The 22,023-nt window shown below is 72.9% G+C and carries 15 protein-coding genes; 11 read left to right on the top strand and 4 right to left on the bottom strand.

Annotated elements, in window-relative coordinates; genetic code table 11:
• Positions 1 to 191 precede the first annotated feature (191 nt).
• Positions 192 to 1,637, top strand: coding sequence for an aldehyde dehydrogenase family protein (locus F1615_RS17265; protein WP_149549888.1), 1,446 nt, complete (start codon positions 192 to 194; stop codon positions 1,635 to 1,637).
• A gap of 72 nt (positions 1,638 to 1,709) precedes the next feature.
• On the opposite strand, the gene F1615_RS17260 is transcribed toward F1615_RS17265, so the two are convergent.
• Positions 1,710 to 4,550: a glycoside hydrolase family 3 C-terminal domain-containing protein gene (locus F1615_RS17260; protein ID WP_149549887.1), complete on the bottom strand. Its 2,841-nt coding sequence runs from the start codon at positions 4,548 to 4,550 to the stop codon at positions 1,710 to 1,712.
• 359 nt (positions 4,551 to 4,909) lie between these two features.
• On the opposite strand from F1615_RS17260, the gene F1615_RS17250 reads away from it, so the two are divergent.
• From F1615_RS17250 to F1615_RS17215, 8 genes are all read left to right on the top strand, one after another.
• Entirely contained in the window at positions 4,910 to 6,595 is a 1,686-nt protein-coding gene (locus tag F1615_RS17250) for an extracellular solute-binding protein (RefSeq protein ID WP_149549886.1), read from the top strand.
• Between the two features lie 26 nt (positions 6,596 to 6,621).
• Complete coding sequence (locus tag F1615_RS17245; protein ID WP_149549885.1) at positions 6,622 to 7,677, top strand: ABC transporter permease; 1,056 nt, start codon at positions 6,622 to 6,624, stop codon at positions 7,675 to 7,677.
• Positions 7,674 to 8,633: a carbohydrate ABC transporter permease gene (locus F1615_RS17240; RefSeq protein WP_149549884.1), complete on the top strand. Its 960-nt coding sequence runs from the start codon at positions 7,674 to 7,676 to the stop codon at positions 8,631 to 8,633. Before F1615_RS17245 ends, F1615_RS17240 begins: the two co-directional genes overlap by 4 nt.
• A gap of 70 nt (positions 8,634 to 8,703) precedes the next feature.
• Positions 8,704 to 10,899: a sialidase family protein gene (locus F1615_RS17235; RefSeq protein ID WP_149549883.1), complete on the top strand. Its 2,196-nt coding sequence runs from the start codon at positions 8,704 to 8,706 to the stop codon at positions 10,897 to 10,899.
• Complete coding sequence (locus F1615_RS17230) at positions 10,899 to 12,884, top strand: beta-galactosidase (RefSeq protein WP_149549882.1); 1,986 nt, start codon at positions 10,899 to 10,901, stop codon at positions 12,882 to 12,884. Before F1615_RS17235 ends, F1615_RS17230 begins: the two co-directional genes overlap by 1 nt.
• A complete protein-coding gene (locus tag F1615_RS17225) occupies positions 12,881 to 15,100 on the top strand; it encodes a glycosyl hydrolase family 95 catalytic domain-containing protein (RefSeq protein ID WP_149549881.1) in 2,220 nt (739 codons plus the stop codon). Before F1615_RS17230 ends, F1615_RS17225 begins: the two co-directional genes overlap by 4 nt.
• A 35-nt stretch (positions 15,101 to 15,135) precedes the next feature.
• Entirely contained in the window at positions 15,136 to 15,849 is a 714-nt protein-coding gene (locus F1615_RS17220) for a glycoside hydrolase family 12 protein (RefSeq protein ID WP_149549880.1), read from the top strand.
• A gap of 185 nt (positions 15,850 to 16,034) precedes the next feature.
• Positions 16,035 to 16,880 (top strand): carbohydrate-binding protein, encoded by an 846-nt coding sequence (locus F1615_RS17215; RefSeq protein ID WP_149549879.1) that lies wholly within the window; start codon positions 16,035 to 16,037, stop codon positions 16,878 to 16,880.
• A 70-nt stretch (positions 16,881 to 16,950) separates the two neighbouring features.
• On the opposite strand, the gene F1615_RS17210 is transcribed toward F1615_RS17215, so the two are convergent.
• The 3 genes from F1615_RS17210 to F1615_RS17200 form a co-directional block, all read right to left on the bottom strand.
• Positions 16,951 to 17,964, bottom strand: a complete 1,014-nt coding sequence (locus tag F1615_RS17210; protein WP_149549878.1) for a LacI family DNA-binding transcriptional regulator — start codon at positions 17,962 to 17,964, stop codon at positions 16,951 to 16,953.
• 173 nt (positions 17,965 to 18,137) lie between these two features.
• The gene (locus F1615_RS17205; RefSeq protein WP_149549877.1) at positions 18,138 to 18,773 is read right to left on the bottom strand and encodes a response regulator; all 636 of its coding nucleotides are present in this window, start codon (positions 18,771 to 18,773) and stop codon (positions 18,138 to 18,140) included.
• Positions 18,774 to 20,012, bottom strand: coding sequence for a sensor histidine kinase (locus tag F1615_RS17200; RefSeq protein ID WP_244328773.1), 1,239 nt, complete (start codon positions 20,010 to 20,012; stop codon positions 18,774 to 18,776).
• Positions 20,013 to 20,182: 170 nt separating this feature from the next.
• On the opposite strand from F1615_RS17200, the gene F1615_RS17195 reads away from it, so the two are divergent.
• Both F1615_RS17195 and F1615_RS17190 read left to right on the top strand, forming a co-directional pair.
• The gene (locus F1615_RS17195; protein WP_149549876.1) at positions 20,183 to 21,274 is read left to right on the top strand and encodes an ABC transporter permease; all 1,092 of its coding nucleotides are present in this window, start codon (positions 20,183 to 20,185) and stop codon (positions 21,272 to 21,274) included.
• Positions 21,271 to 21,954, top strand: a complete 684-nt coding sequence (locus F1615_RS17190; RefSeq protein ID WP_149549875.1) for an ABC transporter ATP-binding protein — start codon at positions 21,271 to 21,273, stop codon at positions 21,952 to 21,954. Before F1615_RS17195 ends, F1615_RS17190 begins: the two co-directional genes overlap by 4 nt.
• Positions 21,955 to 22,023 lie beyond the last annotated feature (69 nt).

Below are 22,023 nucleotides of genomic sequence, written 5' to 3'. Positions count from 1 at the left end.
TCCGGATCATCGGGCGCCTCGCGGAGCGGGCCGCGGACCGGCGTCCACCGGCGCCCGAGCCCTTTGCGCCGATGCGGCACACTCCCGTCCGGCACCCGTACGCACCGGACAAACGCCCGCCCGGCGGCGCGCACCTACCGTGGACCCAGAAACCCACGTACACCCCCTACGCGGAAGGGCCGGGACTCCACATGACTTCCACCCACGCCTTCTGGCTCGCCGGCCGCCAGGCCACCGGCGAGGCCGCCTTCGACGTCACCTCCCCCTGGGACGGCCGGGTCGTCGGCACGGTGAGCGTGCCGTCCGAGGCCCAGGTCGAGGAGGCCGTGGCCGCCGCGTACGCCGTACGGGACGAGTTCGCCGCCACTCCCGCCCACGTCCGGGCCGCCGCCCTGGACCACGTCAGCCGGCGCCTCGCCGAGCGGACCGAGGAGATCGCCCGGCTGATCTCCGCCGAGAACGGCAAGCCGATGAAGTGGGCCCGCGGCGAGGTCGGGCGTGCCGTCTCCGTGTTCCGCTTCGCCTCGGAGGAGGCCCGTCGCTTCAACGGCGGCGAAACCCAGCGCCTGGACACCGACGCGGGCGGCCAGGGGCGGCTCGCGTTCACCCGCCGCTTCCCCAAGGGCGTCGTCCTCGGCATCGCGCCGTTCAACTTCCCGCTGAACCTGTGCGCCCACAAGATCGCCCCGGCGATCGCCGCCGGTGCCCCGATCGTCCTGAAGCCGGCGCCCGCCACACCCCTGTCCGGGCTGATCCTCGGCGAGCTGCTCGCCGAGACCGGGCTGCCCGCCGGTTCCTGGAGCATCCTCCCGGTCCCCAACGACCGCATGCCCGCCCTCGTCCAGGACGAGCGGCTGCCGGTGATCTCCTTCACCGGCTCGGAGAAGGTCGGCTACGCGATCATGGACTCGGTGCCGCGCAAGCACTGCACCCTGGAGCTCGGCGGCAACGGCGCGGCCGTCGTCCTCGCCGACTGGGCGAGCGACGAGGACCTGGACCGGGCCGCCGAACGCATCGCGACCTTCTCCAACTACCAGGGCGGCCAGTCCTGCATCTCGGTGCAGCGCGTGATCGCCGACGCGTCGGTGTACGACCGGCTGCTGCCGCGCATCGTCGCCGCCGTCGAGGCGCAGGTCACCGGTGACCCGAACGACGACGCGACCGACGTCGGCCCGCTGGTCAGCGAGGACGCCGCGCAGCGCGTCGAGGCGTGGGTGCAGGAAGCCGTGGAGGCGGGCGCCAGCCTCCTCACCGGCGGCAAGCGCGACGGCGCCTCCTACGCGCCGACCGTGCTGACCGACGTGCCGGCCGATGTGACGATCTCCTGCGAGGAGGTCTTCGGGCCCGTGCTGACCGTGCAGAGGGTGGACGGCGAGGACGCGGCCTTCGCCGCCGTCAACGACTCCAAGTACGGCCTCCAGGCGGGCGTGTTCACCCACGACCTGCAGACCGCCTTCCGGGCCCACCGCGCCCTGGAGGTCGGCGGTGTCGTCGTCGGCGACGTGCCCTCCTACCGCGCCGACCAGATGCCGTACGGCGGCGCCAAGCAGTCCGGCGTGGGCCGCGAGGGCGTGCGGTTCGCGATGGAGGACTACACCTACGAGCGCGTGCTGGTCCTCACCGGCCTCGCCCTGTAGGCGGACGCACGGGGGCCCGGCACCGGACGTCCCGGTGCCGGGCCCTTCTTCGTGCCGGCCGCGTCCGGACCCTCAACCGGAGAAGCCGGCCCGCGCGAGCCGCAGCGGGCCGCGCAGCCGGAGCCGTACGTCGTGCACGCCCTCGACGGCGGCGAAGGACGCACGGAGCGTGGTGTAGTCGTACGGCCCCGAGGTGGGCACCTCCGGCGTCAGCGCGGCGAGCGGCGGGCCCGCGTCGAGGACCAGCTCGACCGTGCCCCCGCCGGACACCTCCACCGTCACCTCCCCCGCCCCGGCGCCGAAGTCGCAGCTCCGGAAGAGGAGTTCGCCCTCCCCGTCCGCGACGGGGGTCACGGCGTCGCCCGCCGTCCGCGTCCGGTCGACGATCTCGGTGCCGCTCTGCTCGTCGAAGTCGGCGGCGTCCAGGCCGCGTTCGAGGACCGGACGCGGGACGGCGGGCTCGCCCTCCAGCGTGACGGTGGTCCGGGCGCGCACGTCCTCGCTGGAGGCGCCGGCCAGCAGCTCGTACGCCCCCGGCTCCACCCGCCACCGGCCGGCCGCCACGTCCCAGAACGCGAAGGCGGACAGCGGCACCACGAAGGACAGCTCGGCCGTCTCCCCGGGCGCCAGCGTCACCCGCCGGTGGGCCAGCAGCTCGCGGCGCGGACGCGGGACGGACGGGTCCACGGCCCGCGTGTAGAGCTGGGGCACCTCGTCGGCCGTGCGGTCACCGGTGTTGGTGACGGCGAACCCGACACGCACCCGGGCATCGGCGACCCGGGCCGTCACTTCCCCGTAGGAGAAGGACGCGTACGACCGGCCGTGTCCGAACGGGAACAGCGGTGTGCCCTCGAAGTACAGATAGGTCTGCCTGGCGCCGATCACGTCGTAGTCCAGGAGGTCCGGCAGGCCGGCGTCGTCGGCGTACCAGGTCTGCGGAAGCCGGCCGGCGGGGGAGACGTCACCGGCGAGCACGCGGGCCAGGGCGGTGCCCGCGGCCTGGCCGCCGTGCGCGGTCCACAGCATCGCCGGCAGGTCCGCGGGGTCGACCGCGTACGGGTAGGCGGAGACCAGCACCAGCACCGTGTTCGGGTTGGCGGCGCGGGCGGTGCGCAGCAGCCGCTCCTGCTGGGCGGGCAGCCGCAGCGTCGTACGGTCCTCGGTCTCGCGGCCGTTGATGTGCGGGTCGTTGCCCGCGACCACCACGACCACGTCGGCCCGGGCCGCGGCGCGTGTCACCGCGTCCTGCCCGCGCTCGACGACGACCAGCTCGAAGACCTCGGGATCCTCCTCGGCAACCTTCACGCCGTCGGCGGCGACCTGCACATGGCGTCCCGTTCCCACATGCCGGAGGAGGTGACCGTCCCCGTGCGGTTCCAGCCGGAACGTCTCCTGCACGATCCAGCCGCCCGGCTGGTCGGCGGAGGCGCGCACGTACCCGTCCTCGGCGACCGAGAGGTAGCGGCCGTCGGGCGCCCGCAGGGTGAGCACGCCCTCGCCCCAGTCGGCCAGGGCGAGTTCGGTGCCGGCCGCCCCGGCGGTGAGCGGCGGCAGATCGGTACGGCCCGCGAGCAGCGCCGGGTCGAGGGCGCCCTCGGCGCCGCGCGCCGTCCCGGGGGCGTCGGGCGCGGCCGGCACGTGCAGGAACGCACCGGAGGAGGTCTTCAGCAGCACGCGGTCCACCCCTTCGGCGAACTCCACGCGGTCGGCGCCGAACCGCTCGTGGAGACCCTCCAGCGGGGTGGAGCGGTGGATCAGGCTGCCGCTGTACCAGTCGAGCTTGCACTCGTCGGCGAGCAGCCCGACGACCGCGACGCGGGAGTCCGGCGCGAGCGGCAGCAGGGCGTCGTTCTTGAGCAGGACGATCGCCTGCTCGGCTGCCTCCCGCGCGAGCGCCCGGTGCTCCGGGGTGTCGAAGGCCTGTTCCCCGGAGTAGGGGTCCGCTCCCGGGTCGAACTCGCCGAGCCGGAACCGCACCGAGAGCTGGCGGCGGACGGCCGCGTCGATGTCGGCCTCCGTCAGCAGGCCCCGCTCGAGCGCGCCCCGCACCCGCCCGACGATCGTCGAACCGTCCGTGCCGTGGTCGGTGAAGCTGTCGACACCGGCCCGCAGCGCCGCCGCCGTGGCCTCCTCGTGGGTGTCGAAGTAGTGCTCGGAGTCGACCAGGTTGGAGGGCGCGCCGGCGTCCGAGCAGACCAGCAGGTCCTGCTCGGTCCAGGTGCGCAACTGCTCGCGCAGGTACGGCGACACGTGGTTGGGGCGGCCGTTGACCAGGTTGTACGCCGGCATCACCCCGGCCACCGCGCCCGCCTCGACCGTCTCCCGGAAGGCGCGCAGGTCGTACTCGTGCAGCACGCGCGGGCGCACGGAGCTGGAGGAGGTGTCGCGGTCCGTCTCGTTGTTGTGCGCCAGCCAGTGCTTGAGCACGGGCGCCGTGCGCCAGTACACCGGGTGGTCGCCGCGCAGGCCGTGCGTGTAGGCGGTGGCGATCGCCGACGTGAGTCGCGGGTCCTCCGAGTAGCCCTCCTCGTTGCGGCCCCACAGCGGGTGGCGCAGCAGGTTGACGGTCGGGGACCAGACGTTGAGGCCGACGCGCTCGTCCCGGACGCGCATCGCGCGCGTCTCCCGGGACACCGCCTCGCCCACCCGGCGCACCAGCTCCTGGTTCCAGGTCGCGCCCAGGCCGACGGCCTGGGGGAACACCGTCGCCGGGCCCATCCAGGCGACGCCGTGCAGGGCCTCCTGGCCGGTGCGGAAGGCGGCGACGCCCAGACGCTCCACGGCAGGCGCGAACTGGTGCAGGAACCCGGTCTTCTCCTCGAGGGTGAGCCGCGACAGAAGGTCGTCGATGCGCTTCGCGAACGGCAGGTCCGTATCGCGGAAGGGCAGTGCGGGCGGCGTTTGTGCGGTCACGTCGGGTTCCCCTCGGGATGGAGCGGCGAGGCGCTTTCGAAGCGCTTCGATGCTCATTCGAGGCAGGGGTGGGTGTCAAGGGATCCGTGCGCATCGGTCGGACGCTTCTCCGCCGCACCATGGATGCTGCACCCGCCTCAGGCCGGCGCAGGTAACCGAGGAATCTTGGAAGTGACCCTTGTGTGCCCCTGGGTGTTCACTTAACCTCGCAGCAACATCGAAGCGCTTCGACAGCGAGGTCCGCCCTCTGCGGCACAGCCGACGCCGGACGACCGCTTCGGCTCAGCCAGTTCCACTGAAGACACCGCAGCCGACGGCCACCTGCCGGGTGTCCTGGTGCGCCATGAAGGGTTGACGCAATGACGCCGAACGCCTCCCACTCCTCCGGACCCAGCCGGAGAAGCTTCCTCGCCTCCACCGCGGTCGCCACCGCGGCGGTGGCCGGAGGGATTCCGCTGCTCGCCGCCTGCGGAGGTGAGCAGGAGGGCCGCAAGGAGGGCACCACCTCCGGCAAGGACGCCGAGAAGCTCCTCCCGGCGTTCGTGGCGTCGGGCGTCGTCACCCCGGACATCCCGGCGAAGAACGGATCGGCGGCCGGCTTCACCAAGGCGATACCGACGGCCGAGCTGAAGACCTCGGTGCCGAAGACGCTGGGCAGCGGCGGCAAGCTGAAGATCATGTCCCCGTTCTGGGGCACCCCGCCCAAGGGCGACAACCCGTACTACACGGCGATGAACAAGGCCGCGGGCGTCCAGGTCACCTGGCAGAACCAGGACGGCGTCACCTACGACCAGAAGCTCGGCGCGGTCCTCGCCTCCAGCGACATCCCGGACGTCGTGGTGGTCCCCGGCTGGAACCTGATGGGCCGCATCCCCAGCGCCGTCAACGCCAAGTTCGCCGACCTCGGCCCCTACCTCGCCGGTGACAAGGTCAAGGCCTACCCCAACCTCGCGGCCGTCCCCACCGAGGCCTGGCAGCGCGGCATCTTCGGCGGACAGCTCCGGGGCGTCCCGATGCCCGCCCCGTACGTCACCGACATCGCGCCCCTGTACCGCAAGGACCTCTTCGCCAAGAAGGGCTACGACGTCCCGAAGAGCCCCGACGCGTTCCTGTCCTGGGCCAAGGAGGCCACCGACGCCAAGTCCAAGCTGTGGGCCTGCGACGACATGAAGTGGACGGCGTTCAACATCTTCGGCGTCCTCTCCGGCAGCGACAAGGCGCTCTGGTGGAACCTGGAGGGCGACAAGCTGGTCAACCGCGTCGAGACCGAGCAGTACCTCGAGGCCCTGGAGTGGACCCGCAAGCTCTACGCCGCCGAGGTGGTCCACCCCGACGCGGTCCAGGGCAAGGCGGGCGGCAACGCGGGCAACCGCTTCACCGCCGGCGAGGTGCTGGTCTACAACCAGAACATCTCCGACTGGTGGGGCAAGACCGCCGAACAGCGCACGCAGAACGCCGACTTCGAGATGGAGGCGTTCGACATCTTCGGCCCCGACGGCGGCGACCCGACGCTGTGGGCGGTCCAGCCGGCCAACATCTTCACGTTCGTCTCCAAGAAGGCGACCGAGCAGCAGATCAAGGACTTCCTCGCCCTCTGCAACTTCTGCGCCGCTCCCTACGGCACCAAGGAGTTCATGCTCACCGCCTACGGCGTCGAGGGCACCGACTACGAGTTCGAGGACGGTCTGCCGGTCAAGACCCAGCAGGGCGTCAACGAGGTCAACGGCGCCTACGACTACACCGGCAACCCGGCCCCCTACATCGCCTACCCCGACCTCCCGGAGGTCACGAAGGGGATGGTCGAGTGGCAGCAGCGCATGGGCGCCTTCACCAGGAAGTCCTCCTTCTTCGGTCTCACCGTCACCGAGCCCAACCGCTGGTCCAACCTCGCCGACGACTTCGAGCAGCTCGAGGACGACGTGGTGCGCGGCCGCAAGAAGATCAGCGACGTGCAGCAGGCCGTGTCCGACTGGAAGAGCAGGGGCGGCGACGGACTGCGCGACTGGTACAGGAAGCTGCTCGACGACAACGGCTCGGCGAAGTGACCCGGGGCTGACGCAAGGAGAAGGCCGTGTCGCACAGCACGGTGCCCCGGGACACGACCGGGGCACAGACACCCGAGAAGCCCCCGGAGGGCGGCGGTGACGCCGCCGGTCCCGGGAAGGGCGGGGACTCCGGCAGGCCCGGGAAGGCTCCGGGCCGGCTGAGTCCGCGGATCAGGTTCCGGCGTGACCGCACGCTGATCCTGATGACCGTGCCGGCCCTGCTGCTGATCGTGGTCTTCAACTACATACCGATCCTCGGCAACGTGGTCGCCTTCCAGGACTACGACCCGTATCTCAGCGAGAACGGCTTCGTCGCCATCCTCGAGAGCCCGTGGATCGGCTTCGAGCAGTTCGAGCGGATCTTCGCCGACTCGGCGTTCTGGCACGCGGTGCGGAACACCTTCGTCCTGTTCTTCCTCCAGCTGGTGCTCTACTTCCCGATCCCGATCCTGCTCGCGCTGCTCATCAACAGCGTGGTCCGGCCCCGGGTGCGGGCGGTCGCCCAGGCGGTCATGTACCTCCCGCACTTCTTCTCCTGGGTCCTCGTCGTCACCGTCTTCATGCAGATCTTCGGCGGCGCGGGCATCATCGCGCAGACCCTCCGCCGGCACGGATACGAGGGCTTCGACCTGATGACCGACCCGGAGCTCTTCAAGTACCTGGTGACGGCGGAGACCATCTGGAAGGACGCCGGCTGGGGCATCATCGTCTTCCTCGCCGCGCTCTCGTCGGTCTCCAACGACCTGTACGAGGCCGCCGCCATGGACGGCGCCGGACGCTGGCGGCGCATGTGGCACATCACGCTGCCCGCACTGCGCCCGGTGATCGCCCTGCTGCTGGTGCTGCGCGTCGGTGACGCCCTCACCGTCGGCTTCGAACAACTGCTGCTGCAACGACAAGCGGTGGGTGTCGACGCGTCCGAGGTCCTCGACACCTACGTGTGGTGGAACGGCATCCGCAACCAGGACTTCAGCTACGCGGCCGCCGCGGGCCTCGTCAAGGGTGTGGTGGGCCTCGGCCTTGTGCTGGCCGCCAACAGGGTGGCCCACCTCATGGGCGAGCAGGGGGTGTACAAGAAGTGACCACCGTCCTCGGGACACCGGCAGGTCGACGGCCGACGCGGAAGGCGAGGAAGCCGAGCCCCTGGGCCGCGCCGCCGCGCCCCGCCTGGGAGGAGGAGCCGTCCAGGGCCGGACAGGCGGGCAAGGGCCTCGCCCTGGGCCTGGCCTGCCTCGGCATCCTCTTCCCGCTGTGGATCGTCGTCGTCACCAGTCTCCAGACCAAGCAGACCATCGACGAGGCGGGCGGTCTTGTGGTGATCCCCAAGAGCGTCACCTTCGTCGCCTACCAGGAACTCCTCACCGGCGGCCAGGTGCAGCGCGCCACCCTGGTCAGCATCGGCGTCACCGTCGTCGGCACGCTGTTCAGCATGGCCGTGTCGGTGCTGTGCGCCTACGGTCTCTCGCGGAGCGGATCGCTGGGGCACCGCTGGATCCTGATGACCCTGCTGGCGACGATGTTCTTCGGCGCGGGGCTGATTCCGACGTATCTGCTGGTGCAGGCGCTCGGCCTGACCGACACCTACCTCGCGCTGATCCTGCCCAGCGCGGTGAGCGTCTTCAACATCCTGGTGCTGCGCGCGTTCTTCATGAACATCTCCCAGGAACTCGTCGACAGCGCGCGCATCGACGGGGCCGGTGACTGGCGGATCCTGTTCCGGATCGTGATGCCCCTGTCCCGGGCGGTCATCGCGGTGATCTCGCTGTTCTACGCGGTGGGGTACTGGAGCGCCTGGTTCAACGCGTCGATCTACCTGACGGACCAGGACATGATGCCGCTGCAGAACGTGATGATCCAGCTCGTGCAGAAGCAGGAACGCCCGGTGGGGTTGTCCGCGCAGATCAACACGGGGCAACTGTCGCCGCTGGCCATCCAGATGGCGGTGATGGTGCTGGCGTTGCTGCCGGTGGCCGTGCTGTCGCCCTTTGTCCAGAAGCACTTCAAGAAGGGGATGCTCACGGGGGCCGTGAAGGGCTAGCGCCCGTGCACGCCCCGAGCCCCGCGCCCGTGAGGTTTCTCCGCTCACCCCCGTTACGAGGTCCTCTGTCATGTTCGTGTCCTCCGTCGGCCGGCGTGCCGTTCTCGCCGGAGCCGCGGCCGTCGCCGCCGCCGGTGTTCCCGCCCTCGCCGGGCGGGCCCGGGCCGCCGGCTCCCCCGCCTACCGCTGGCGCAACGTCGTCATCGGCGGGACCGGGTTCATCACCGGCGTGCTGTTCCACCCCCGCGAGCGCGGGCTCGCCTACGCCCGCACCGACATCGGCGGCGCCTACCGCTGGGACGACCGGACCGACCGGTGGATCCCCTTGCTGGACCACATCGGGTGGGACGACTGGAACCTGCTCGGTGTCGAGGCGATGGCCGTCGACCCCGCCCACCCGGACCGGCTCTACCTCGCCTGCGGCACCTACGCCCAGGCATGGGCGGGCAGCGGCGCGGTCCTGCGCTCGGACGACCGCGGCGCCACCTGGCAGCGCACCGACCTCACGGTGAAGCTGGGTGCCAACGAGGACGGCCGGGGCACCGGCGAGCGGCTGCTCGTCGACCCGCGGGACGGCGACACCCTGTGGCTGGGCACCCGGCACGACGGGCTGCTCAAGTCCACCGACCGGGGCGCGACCTGGGCCCCGGCGAGCGGATTCCCGGCCGTCCCGTCCGCCACCGGCCAGGGCGTCACCCTCCTTGTGGCCGCCGGGCGCGCCGTCTACGCCGGCTGGGGCGACGGCGGTGACGCGAACCTGTTCCGCACGTCCGACGGCACCACCTGGGAAGCGGTCCCCGGGCAGCCGTCCGGCACCGCGGCGCGCGTGCCGGTGCGCGCCGCGTACGACCGGCACACCCGCGAGCTGTACGTGACGTACGCCGACGGACCCGGCCCGAACGGCCAGTCCGACGGCAGCGTGCACAGGCTGCGCACCGGCGGCGGCGAGTGGACCGAGGTCACGCCGGTGAGGCCGGGCGGGACCACCGGCGAAGGCGGCGCCGACACCTTCGGGTACGGCGGGGTCGCCGTCGACGCCCGCCGTCCCGGCACCGTCGTCGTCTCCACCAACAACCGCTGGGCCGAGGTCGACACGCTGTACCGGTCCACCGACGGCGGACGCAGCTGGCGGTCGCTGAAGGACTCCGCCGTGCTCGACGTGTCCGAGACCCCGTACCTCAACTGGGGTGAGAACAGGCCCAAGTTCGGCTGGTGGATCCAGGCGCTCGCCCTCGACCCCTTCGACTCGCGGCACCTCGTGTACGGCACCGGCGCCACCCTCTACGGCACCCGTGACCTGAAGCACTGGACCCCGCGGGTCCGCGGCCTGGAGGAGGCGTCCGTGACCCAGCTGGTCTCGCCCCCGGCCGGGAGGGCGCACCTGATCAGCGGGTCCCGGGACATCGGCGTGATGTACCACGAGCGGCTCACGTCGTCCCCGGCGCACGGCATGGCCACGAACCCCGTGACCGGGTCGGCGACGGGACTCGCGCAGGCGGCGCGCAGACCGGCGTACGTCGTCCGGACGGGCTGGGGCGACCAACGCAACGGCGCCCACTCCCACGACGGCGGGCGGACCTGGGCGCCCTTCGCGGCCCAGCCCGACATCGCCAGGGACGCGCCGGGGCCGATCGCCACCAACGCCGACGGCAGCGTGCTGCTGTGGTCCTTCGTGCACTGGGACGGCACCGGGCACCCGGCGTACCGCTCCGCGGACAACGGCACCACCTGGTCCCGGGTCCCCTCCTTCCCCGAGGGCGCCACGCCCGTCGCCGACCCGGCCGACCCGACGCGCTTCTACGCGTACGACACCGGCACGGGAACGCTGCTCGCCAGCACCGACGGCGGCCGCTCCTTCACCGTCCGTGCGACCGGGCTGCCCTCGGGGGACAGCCAGTTCAAGCTGGCCGCGGCCCCCGGCCGCACCGGTGACCTCTGGCTGAGCGCCAAGGGGAACGGGCTGTACCGCTCCACCGACGGCGGCGCGCACTTCAGCCGGGTCGAGAGCTGCCGGGCCTCGTACACCCTCGGCTTCGGCAAGGCAGCCGAGGGCGCCGGCTACCCGGCCCTCTACCAGGTCGGCTCCACCGGGGCGATCACCGCGGTGTACCGCTCCGACGACGAGGCCGGGACCTGGGTGCGGATCAACGACGACGACCACCAGTGGGGCTGGACCGGCGAGACCGTCACCGGCGACCCGCGGGTGTACGGCCGCGTCTACCTCGCCACCAACGGGCGCGGCATCCAGTACGGGAAGCCCGTCTGATGCCGCGGCGCGAAGGACCCACGCTCGCCGACGCCACCCGCGGCCGCATCCTCTACGGCGGCGACTACAACCCGGAGCAGTGGCCCGAGGAGGTCTGGCACGAGGACGTCCGCCTGATGAAGCAGGCCGGCGTCAACTCCGTCACCCTCGGCGTCTTCTCCTGGGCGAAGCTCGAACCCCGCCCGGGCGAGCGGGACTTCGGCTGGCTTGACCGGCTGATGGACCTGATGCACGAGAACGGCGTCTCCGTCGTCCTCGCCACCCCGACCGCCTCCCCGCCGCCCTGGATGGGCCACCTCCACCCCGACACCCTGCCCCGCGACGAGGACGGCCGCACCGAGTGGTGGGGCGGACGCCAGCACTTCTCGCACTCCAGCGCCACCTACCGCCGCTACGCCGCCGCCATCACCGAGGACCTGGCCGCCCGCTACGGCGGCCACCCGGCTCTCAGGCTGTGGCACATCAACAACGAGTACTGCACCTACGACTGGGGCGACGAGGCCGCCGCCCGCTTCCGCACCTGGCTGCGCCACCGCTACGGCACCCTCGACGCGCTCAACACCGCCTGGGGCACCGCCTTCTGGAGCCAGGGCTACGGCGACTGGGCCGAGGTGCTGCCGCCCCGGCACGCGCACTACCGGAAGAACCCCACCCAGGTGCTCGACTTCAAGCGCTTCACGTCCGACATGCTCCTGGAGTGCTACACCGCCGAACGCGACATCGTCCGCCGGCACAGCCCCCGTCTCCCGGTCACCACCAACTTCATGCCGCTGTGGGCCGGCCAGGACGCCTGGCGCTGGGCCGAGGAGGAGGACGTCGTCTCCGTCGACCTCTACCCCGACCCGCGCGACCCCCTCGGCGCCCAGAGCGGGGCGCTGGTGCAGGACATGACCCGCTCCCAGGCCCGCGGCCCGTGGATGCTCATGGAGCAGGCGGCCGGGCCGGTCAACTGGCGCGGGGTGAACCACCCCAAGCCGCGCGGCCTCAACCGTCTGTGGTCGCTCCAGGCCGTCGCCCGCGGCGCCGACGCCGTCTGCTACTTCCAGTGGCGCCAGTCCCGGCAGGGCGCGGAGAAGTTCCACTCCGGGATGGTCGGCCACGCGGGCGAGCAGGGACGGACGTACCGGGAGGTCGAGCGGCTCGGCGCGGACCTGGCCCGGATCGCCCCGCACGTCACCGGGACCCGCCCGCACGCCGACGTCGCCGTGCTGCACGACTGGCACTCCTGGTGGGCGGGCGACCAGGAGGGCCGCCCGTCCCTCGCGGTCGACTACCCGCAGGTCCTCGCCGCCTGGCACCGGGCGTTGTGGCAGGCCCACCTCGCCACCGACTTCGCCCACCCCGCACACGACCTGTCCCGCTACCGGCTGGTCGTCGTCCCGCAGCTCTACCTCCTCACGGACACGGCCGTCGACAACCTCCTGGCGTACGTGCGCGGCGGCGGCACCCTCGTCTGCGGGTTCCTCACCGGCGTCGCCGACCAGGACGACCGGGTGCGGCCCGGCGGCATGGACGCCCGGCTGCGCGAACTCTTCGGCATCCGCACCCTGCACGAGTGGTGGCCGCTGGAGCCGGGGGAGACCGCCGGGTACGGGGGCGGCCTGCGCGGCACCCTGTGGTCCGAGGAACTCGAGCCCGACGGCACCGCCGACGAGACCGTCCCCTACGAGGGCGGGGAACTCGACGGACTGCCCGCCGTGCTGCGCAAGGGCCGTGCCTGGTACGTCTCGACGCTCCCCGAGCCGGAGGCGCTGCGCGCGCTGCTGACCCGCGTCGCCGAGGGCGCGGAGGTACGGCCGGTGCTCGACGGGCTGCCGGAAGGCGTCGAGGCGGTGCGCCGCGGTGAGCTGCTGTTCCTGCTCAACCACGGCCGTGAGCCGGTCACCGTGGACGTCCCGGGCAGCCACCGCGACCTCCTCACGGACACGACCGCGACCGACCGGATCACCCTCGGCCGCTACGGCGTGGCGGTGCTGGCGTCATGAGCGCCGCGCCCGTCCACGGAACCTGGGAGCCGCGGCCGGCCGCCCGCTGGGAGGACGCCTTCCTCAGCGGCAACGGCCACCACGGCGCCCTGGTGTTCGGCGATCCGGACGACGACCGGACCGTCGTCACCCATCACACCCTGGTCCGCCCGAACGGCGACGGCGACGGCCGGCACCGCCTGCCGCCCCGCCTGGCCGACGGGCTCGCCGGCCTCCAGGACCGGCTGCTCGCCGGCGACGCGACCGCCGCCGAGGACTTCACCGACGGGCGCCCCCTGCAGTGGGTGCGGCCCTTCCACCCGGCCTTCCAGATCCGCCTGGGCCGCCCGGACGGCGCCGGCGACCGGACGGGATACCGCCGTACGGTCGACTTCGCCACCGGCGTCGCGGAGGCGTCCCGCGCCGGCTGGACCAGCCGCGTCTTCGTCTCGCGCGCCGACGACGTGGTCGTCCAGCACGTCACAGGACCGGGACTCACCCTCGGCATCGCCCTGGACCACCGGCTTCCCGGCGCCCCCACCGGACTGGGCGTCGGTCACGGAGCCGTCCTCACCCCCGAGGGCGCGCTGCTGAGCCTGCGCGCCCGCTACCCGGGCACCGACCGCGCCTACACGGGCGTCACCCTGGTCGCCGTGACCGGCGGCGCGGTGACCCTCGCGCCGCCGGGCGTGCGCATCGCGGGCGCGCGGTCGGTGCTGCTCCTCACCCGGGTGCGACGGCACACCGGGGAGGCGGACGTGGCCGCCGAGGGCCGCGCGCTGCGCGATCTGCTCGACGACGGCCGACGCGCCTACGACGACCTCCTCGCCCGGCACCTCCCCCTCCACCGCACGGCCTACGCGCGCGTCACCCTCGATCTGGCCGCCGACCCGCACGAACGTGAACTGCCGGGCTCCGAGCTGCTCGCCCGCCCACGCAGCGCCGCCCTGCTCGAACGGCTCTTCGCCGCCGGCCGCTACCACCTGCTGTCGTCCAGCGGTCTGTGCCCGCCCCGGCTCACCGGGCTGTGGACCGGTGACTGGGACACCGCATGGTCCGGAGCCTTCACCAACGACGCCAACCTCAACCTGCAGACCGCCTCCGCGGCCGCCGCGGCCCTCCCCGAGGTGACCGGGGCGCTGGCCGCCCTGATCCGGCGCCAGTTGCCGGACTGGCGGGACAACGCCCGGGCGGTCTTCGGAACCCGGGGCGTGGTCGCGCCCGCGCACACCGACGGCGAGTCGGGGCACTCCTACCACTTCAGCCGCGAATACCCCCTCCACCTGTGGACGGCGGGCGCGGACTGGCTGCTCAAGCCGCTCGTCGACCACGACGAGACACGCGGCGAACAGGACCCCCGCACCGCCGCCGCGCTCGCCGAAGTCGCCCTCTTCTACGAGGACTTCCTCACCCGGACCGGCCCCGGCCCCGACGGCCCGCTCGTCGTCGTCCCCTCCTACTCGCCCGAGAACCGGCCCGCCAACGCGAGCTGGGGCGCGCTCAACGCGGCCATGGACCTCTCCGCCGCCCGCCACGCCCTGCTGACCGCCGCCGCGTACCACCCCGAGCACGCCGACCGCTGGCGGAGCCTCGCCGAGCGGCTCCCGCCGCACCGGATCAACGCCGACGGCGCGCTCGCCGAATGGGCGTGGCCCGGCCTGGACGACTCCTACGACCACCGCCACCTCAGCCACCTCTACGGCGTCTGGCCGCTGGACGAGATCACCCCCTACGACACCCCGGAGCTGGCCGCCGCCGCCCACCGCGCCCTCGAACTGCGCGGCGCCGAGAACGACTCCGCCCACGGGCATCTGCACCACGCGCTGATCGCGGCCCGCCTCCGGGACGGCGAGCGGGTCGCCCACGCACTCGGCCAGGTCCTCGACGGCGACTTCTTCCACGCCTCCCTCATGAGTGCGCACTACCCGCGCCGCGACGTCTACAACGCCGACGCCGCGCACACCCTGCCCGCCGTGCTGATCGAGGCGCTCGTGCAGTCCACGCCCGACCGGCTGGTGCTGCTGCCGGCCCCGCCCCCGGCCCTGCCGAGCGGGCAACTGTGCGGGATCCGCACCCGGTTCGGCGCCGGTGTCGACCTCACCTGGTCCCCGGACGGTGCCACCGCCGTCGTCCGGCCGACCCGGACCCACCGCATCCACCTGTGGACTTCCGCCGGCGCCGAGCCGCTCGACCTGGTCGCCGGAGAGGACCGCGTCCTCGCGCTGAAGACGCGGTGACTCCCGCAATTCCCCCCACCCATGGAAGGAACACCATGGCACCCAGCACCTTGCGCAGGACCACCAAGGCCCTGCTGGCCCCCGCCCTCGCGCTCGGCGTGACGGCCGGCCTGGCCTCCGCCCCCGCGCACGCCGCCGTCTGGAGCTCCTGCGACCAGTGGGGCAACACGAGCCTGAACGGCTACACGCTCTACAACAACATCTGGGGCTCCGGCGCCGGCGCCCAGTGCGTCTGGGCCAACTCCGGCACCGACTGGGGCGTGTGGGCCGACCACCCGAACACGGGCGGCATCAAGTCCTACCCGAACGCCAAGAAGGTGATCAACAAGTCGATCACCTCCCTCGGTTCGCTCACCAGCAGTTACAACGTCACCGTCCCGTCCTCGGGCGCGTACAACACCTCGTACGACATCTGGGACACGGACCACGACTACGAGATCATGCTCTGGGTCAACCACAACGGCGCCGTCGGCCCGCTCGGTACCCCGCAGGGCACGGTGAGTCTCGGCGGCCACACCTGGAACGTCCACAAGGGGAACAACGGCGCCAACGAGGTCTTCTCGTTCCTGCGTACCTCGGACTCGGACTCCGGCACCGTCGACATCCTCCCGGTCCTGAAGTGGATCAAGGACACCAAGGGCTGGATGGGCAACGAGACCATCGGCGACGTGCAGTTCGGCTTCGAGATCACCTCGTCCTCGGGCGGGCTGGACTTCCGTACCAACAGCCTGACCGTGTCGGGCGGTTAGACACCGCGCCGGCTCACCGCCCGCCCCGTGGCCCGGGGCGGGCGGCCTCGGCCTGCCCGGCGACGCGCGCCTCCCATAACGCCGTACAGGGGCCGGAACGGGAGCTGCCCGGCCGCTCGCCGGCGCGGCTACGTTGTCCGGCGTTCACCCGGCACGCCCCCACCGAGAAGCCCGAGGAACCCGCCATGACACCCTCCCCGCCCCCCGCTCCCGACGCGTCCGGCGCCGGACGCCCGATCAGCCGCAAGAGCCTGCTCAGAGCGGCCGTCGCCGCCGGTGCCGCCGCCCCGCTGATCGCCACGGGCACGGTGGCCCTCGCCAGGGACACCGGCGCCCGGGGACAGGACCTCGCACCGACACCGTTCTGCGACGACGGCGACGACCCCACGATTCCCCAGATGGAGGGCCCCTACTTCAAGCCGAACTCCCCACTGCGCGCCAATCTGGTGACCCCGGGCACCCCGGGCACCCCGCTCACCGTCAGCGGCTACGTCTTCGGCCGGAACTGCGTCCCGCTGCGCGGGGTCCTGCTCGACTTCTGGCAGGCGGACAACGCGGGCGCCTACGACAACGCCGGATACACCTTCCGCGGACACCAGTTCACCGACGCCTCAGGCGCCTTCACCCTGCGGACGATCGTGCCCGGCCTCTACCCGGGCCGCACCCGGCACATTCATGTCAAGGCCCAGGCACCCGGTGAGCCCGTCCTGACCACCCAGCTGTACTTCCCGGGCGAGCCCCGCAACAGCACGGACACCATCTTCGACCCGGCGTTGCTGATGAACGTCCGCAGCGTCGGCGGCGGCAAGGAAGCCACCTTCGACTTCGTGCTCGATGTGCAGGGCGACCCCACCGACCCGCCCACCGATCCGCCGACCGACCCGCCGAGCGGCAGCTGGGCGCCCGGCCGCGCCTACCGCGCGGGCGACAGGGTCACCCACAGCGGCGCCGGATACCGCTGCCTCCAGGCGCACACGTCCATGACGGGCTGGGAGCCCTCCAACGTTCCCGCCCTGTGGCGCCGCGAGTAGGAGGCCGCCGGCGGGGCGGGCCCTGCGGTTACCGGACCGGCAGGCTCGCCCCGTCCCGCTGGAACAGGGGTTACGGCTGCAGGGGTGCCGGGCCCGAGCTCGCCCGGACGGTCAGCTCGGGCGCGAGCAGGACGACCTCGTCGCCGCCCCGCCCGTCGAGCTTGGCGACGAGCTGTTCCACGGCGTGCCTGCCCATCTCCTGCGCCGGGATGGCGACGGACGTCAGCCGCACCGAGGCCTGGACGGCGACCTGCTCGGGGCAGATCGCGACCACGGAGACGTCCTCGGGCACGGCACGGCCCTGCTGCCGCAGCAGGGCCAGCAGCGGTTCGACCGCCGACTCGTTCTGCACGACGAAGCCGGTGGTGCCGGGACGTTCGTCGAGGATCCGGGCCAGCGTCACGGCCATCGCGTCGTACCCGCCCTCGCACGGCCGGTGCAGCAGCCGCAGCCCCAGCTCCCGCGCGCGGGTGCGCAGTCCGTCCAGGGTGCGCTCGGCGAAGCCGGTGTGCCGTTCGTAGACCGCCGGGGCCTCGCCGATGACGGCGACGTCCCGGTGCCCCCGCTCGGCCAGGTGCTCCACGCACAGCGCACCGGTGGCCCTGAAGTCCAGGTCGACGCAGGTCAGTCCGGTGGTGTCGGCGGGCAGCCCGATCAGCACCGCCGGCTGGTCGGTCTCGCGGAGCAGGGGCAGCCGCTCGTCGTCGAGTTCGACGTCCATGAGGATCATGCCGTCGGCGAGTCCGCTGCCCGCGACGCGGCGCACCGCGTCCGGGCCCTCCTCGCCGGTGAGCAGCAGCACGTCGTACCCGTGGGTGCGGGCGGTGGTGGCCACCGCGATGGCGATCTCCATCATCACCGGCACGTAGATGTCCGTACGCAGGGGGATCATCAGCGCGATGATGTTGGACCTGCTGCTGGCCAGGGCACGGGCCCCGGCGTTCGGGTGGTACCCGAGCTCGCGGATGCTGCGCTCGACCCGCTGCCGGGTGGTGGCGGAGATGGACCGCTTGCCGCTGAGGACATAGCTCACCGTGCTCGCCGAGACTCCGGCGTGCTGGGCGACCTCGGCGAGGGTGACCATCCACGTTCTCCCAGTTGTGAAGCGCTTCGACAATGCGCGAACGTACAAGGGCGGGTGAGGACGGTTCGACAGTAGCCTCAGAGGATGACGGGTGTCCATAGGCTGTCGAAGCGCTTCGACAGCTTTCTTCGGCGCCCGGGCGGACCAGTGAGGGGCGCCCGCTGGATCGTCCCTCAGCGGCGGATGATGCCGAGCCCCAGGGCCGCGGCGACCGCGGCGGTGCGCGAGTCGACGCCGAGTTTGGCGTAGATGTGCGCCAGGTGCGACTTGACCGTGGCCTGGGTGAGGTGCAGCCGCTCGCTGACGCGCTGGTTCGACAGCCCTTCGGCGACCAGGGTGAGCACCTCCGTCTCGCGCCGGGTCAGCGAGGTGTGCGGTGCGCGCAGGCGGTTCATCAGCCGGTCGGCGACCGCCGGCGCGAGGGTGGTGCGTCCCGCGGCGGCGGTGCGTACGGCGGCGGCCAGATCCTCCGGCGGTGCGTCCTTGAGCAGGTACCCGGTGGCCCCGGCCTCGATGGCCGGGAGGGTGTCCGCGTCGGTGTCGTACGTGGTGACGATCAGCACCCGGGGCGCGCCCGGGCGGGCGGTGATGGCCGCGGTGGCCTGCGACCCGTTCATGCCGCCGCCGAACTGCAGGTCCATCAGCACGACGTCGGTCCCGCCGGCCGCGGCGAGTTCCACCGCCCGCTCGGCGGTGGCGGCCTCGGCGACGATGGAGAAGCCGGGCTCGGTCTCCAGCACCGCGCGCAGCCCGGCCCGCACCACCGGGTGGTCGTCGGCGATCAGGATGCGGATGGGGAGGTCGTTCACTCAGGCCTCGTTCTCGTGCGGGGTGACGATGTCGCCGTCAGGGGCGCCGGCGTCCTGGTCCGGCGCGTCGACGGGAAACCGTGCCGACAGGGCGGTGCCGCGGCCCGGGGACGACTCCAGGACGAGAGTGCCGCCGAGGGAGCGGGCCCGTGCCCGCATCGCGGCGATGCCGAACCCGCCGGCGGCCGGGTCCGGCGCCGGAAGCCGCCCGGGGTCGAACCCGGTGCCGTCGTCGACCACATCGAGCCGCACGCCGCCGTCGGCGTGGCTCAGGGTGACCTCGCCGGTGGTGGCGCGGGCGTGGCGGACGGTGTTGGACAGGGCGGACTGGGCGATGCGCAGCAGGGCCACCTCGACGGCGGTCGGCAGTGAACGGGGCGGGCCGGTGCGGTGGAAGCGGACGGCGACGGGGTGCTGGGCGCTCGTGGTGGCGCACAGCCGCTCCAGGGCGCCCGCCAGCGTGGTGCCCTCCAGCGCGGGCGGGGTGAGGGCGGCGACGAACCGGCGGGCCTCGGCGAGATTACCGACGGCCGCCTGCCGGGCCTGCACGACATGCGCGGCGGCGGCCTCGGGGCGGCCGGGCAGGGCGCGTTCGGCGGCGCGCAGCAGCAACTGGATGCTCGACAGACCCTGGGCGAGGGTGTCGTGGATCTCGCGGGCCAGTCGCTCACGCTCGGCCAGCACGCCCGCGGTGTGCTGCGCGGCGGCCAGATCGGCGCGGGTGACGGTGAGCTCCTCGATCAGCCGGCGGCGCCCCTCGCTCTCCCGGTACAGGGCCTGGTAACCCCACACCACCGCCACGGCGACGGCCGCGCCGAGCGCGGGCCCGACGGCCAGGGCGGGGGAGAACCCGCCCCGGTGCGCGGCGAACGCGGTGATCGCGGCGACGGCCGTGCCCGCGACCGCGAGCAGCCCGCCGCGCCGCGACAGCAGGTGCAGCTGGAGGAAGTACAGCGGGAACGCCAGCCACACCCCGTCCGGGGTCAGCGCCAGCAACAGCAGCCAGACCGAGCCGAGCGCCGCCAGCCACCACGCGGCGGCGCGGCGGGAGGCGGAAACGGCCGGGGTGAGCGGCCCGACCGCGTAGACCCCCGCCATGGCGGCACACACGCCGGCCACGGCACCCGCGTGCGCCGTGTCCCCGGTCAGTGCCCGCACGGCGGCCGGCGCGAGCAGGCCGGCCACGAGCAGGTGCAGACACCGGGCCAGGGCCCGGGTGGTCGGAGTGAGGCTGTTCATCACCCCCCACCCTACGGAAAAATGTGCATACCGGGCATCGATCAAAAGGTGGAGACGCCCACCGATCCTTCGATTCCCAAAGTCCCCTCCTGGGCGCGATGCCCGCTGCCCGTGCCGGGCGCGACGGTGGGAGCACACCGTTTCCACCGATCGCAGGGGCAGGTCAGGACATGTTCGTCGCCTGGAGGGATCTCACGTTCGCCAAGGGGCGATTCGCCTTGATGGGCACCGTCGTCGTCCTGATCACCCTGCTGGTCGGCCTCCTGTCCGGTCTGACCGCCGGGCTCGCCCGGCAGAACGTCTCCGCCGTCACCGGGCTGCCCGCCGACCGGATCGCCTTCGCCGCTCCCGCCGCCGGCCAGGACCTCTCGTACGCCGACTCCGCCGTCACCGAACAGCAGTGGCGGCTGTGGGCGAACACCCCCGGTGTCACCGGCGCCGAGCCGCTCGGCATCACCACCACCAGGGCGAACGCCGGTGAGCGCGCCACCGGCGTCTCCGTCTTCGGCGTCCTGCCGGGCTCCTCGCTGGCCCCCGACGGCGACCGGATCGAGGACGGCACGGTGGTCATGTCGACCGCCGCGGCCGAGGGACTCGGCGTCGGCGCGGGCGACTCCGTCACCCTCGCCGGCCGGGAGCTGACCGTCGCCGCGACGCGCGGGGACGCCTCCTTCAGCCACACCCCCGTCGTCTGGGCCTCTCTGGACACCTGGAACTCCCTCGCCCCGCCCACCGGTGCCCGCGGAGGCGGTCCCGTCGCCACCGTCATCGCCCTCGACACCGCCCCGGGCGCCGACCTCGCGGCCGGCGACCGAGCCGCCGGCACCAGGACCGTCACCAAGGACGCGTCCCTCTCCGCGATCGGCTCCTACACCTCCGAGAACGGCTCCCTGCAGCTCATGCGCGGCTTCCTGTTCGCCATCTCCGCCCTGGTCGTCGGCGCCTTCTTCACTGTGTGGACCATCCAGCGCAGCGGTGACGTCGCCGTACTGAAGGCACTGGGCGCCCCCACGCGCCGCCTGCTGGCGGACGCCCTCGGCCAGGCACTGGTGCTGCTGACCGGCGGGACCCTGGCCGGCACCGCCGTCGCCGCCGCGATCGGCGCCGCCGTCTCCGGCTCCGACATCCCCTTCGCACTGACCCCCGCGACCGTCCTGGCCCCCGCCGCCGTGATGATCGTCCTCGGCGCGCTCGGGGCCGCCCTGTCCATCCGCCGCATCACCTCCGTCGACCCGCTGACCGCCCTGGGGAGCGCCCGATGAGCCTCGAACTGACCGACGTCACCCTCACCTACCCCGACGGCGGCACCCGTCTGACCGCCCTCGACCGGGTCACCCTCGACGTCCCCCGGGGCACCGTCACGGCCGTCGTCGGGCCCTCCGGTTCCGGCAAGTCCAGCCTGCTCGCCGTCGCCGCGACCCTCGTCACCCCCGACTCCGGCACCGTCACCGTCGACGGCACCCCGACGGCCGGCCTGAGCCGGGGCGACCTCACCGAACTGCGCCGCCGCAGCATCGGCATCGTCTTCCAGCAGCCCAACCTGCTGCCCTCCCTCACCGCCGCCGAACAGCTCCAGGTCATGGCCGGGATCGACGGCCGCTCGCCGGGGAGGGCCCGCGGCCGGGCCCTGGAACTGCTCGACGCGGTCGGCCTCGCCGGCCAGGCGGGCCGCCGCCCCCACCAGCTCTCCGGCGGCCAGCGCCAACGGGTGAACATCGCCCGCGCCCTGATGAACGACCCCACCGTCCTGCTGGTCGACGAACCCACGAGCGCCCTCGACCACGAACGCGGCGCCGCCGTGATGGACCTGCTCACCCGGCTCACCCACCGGCGCGCCACCGCCACCGTCCTGGTCACCCACGACCGCGCCCTGCTCACCGCCGTCGACCGGATCGCCGAGGTCCACGACGGCCGCCTCACCCTGCCGGCGCCCGCCCGCTGAGGCGGGCGTGTCGGCCGAACGGCCGCACGAAGGGTGGCAGGGTCGCTACGAATCGGGTACATACGAACG

This window comes from Streptomyces marokkonensis (assembly GCF_008312835.1).
GTDB lineage: Bacteria > Actinomycetota > Actinomycetes > Streptomycetales > Streptomycetaceae > Streptomyces > Streptomyces marokkonensis_A.
This window is presented reverse-complemented; position numbering and strand designations above follow the sequence as displayed.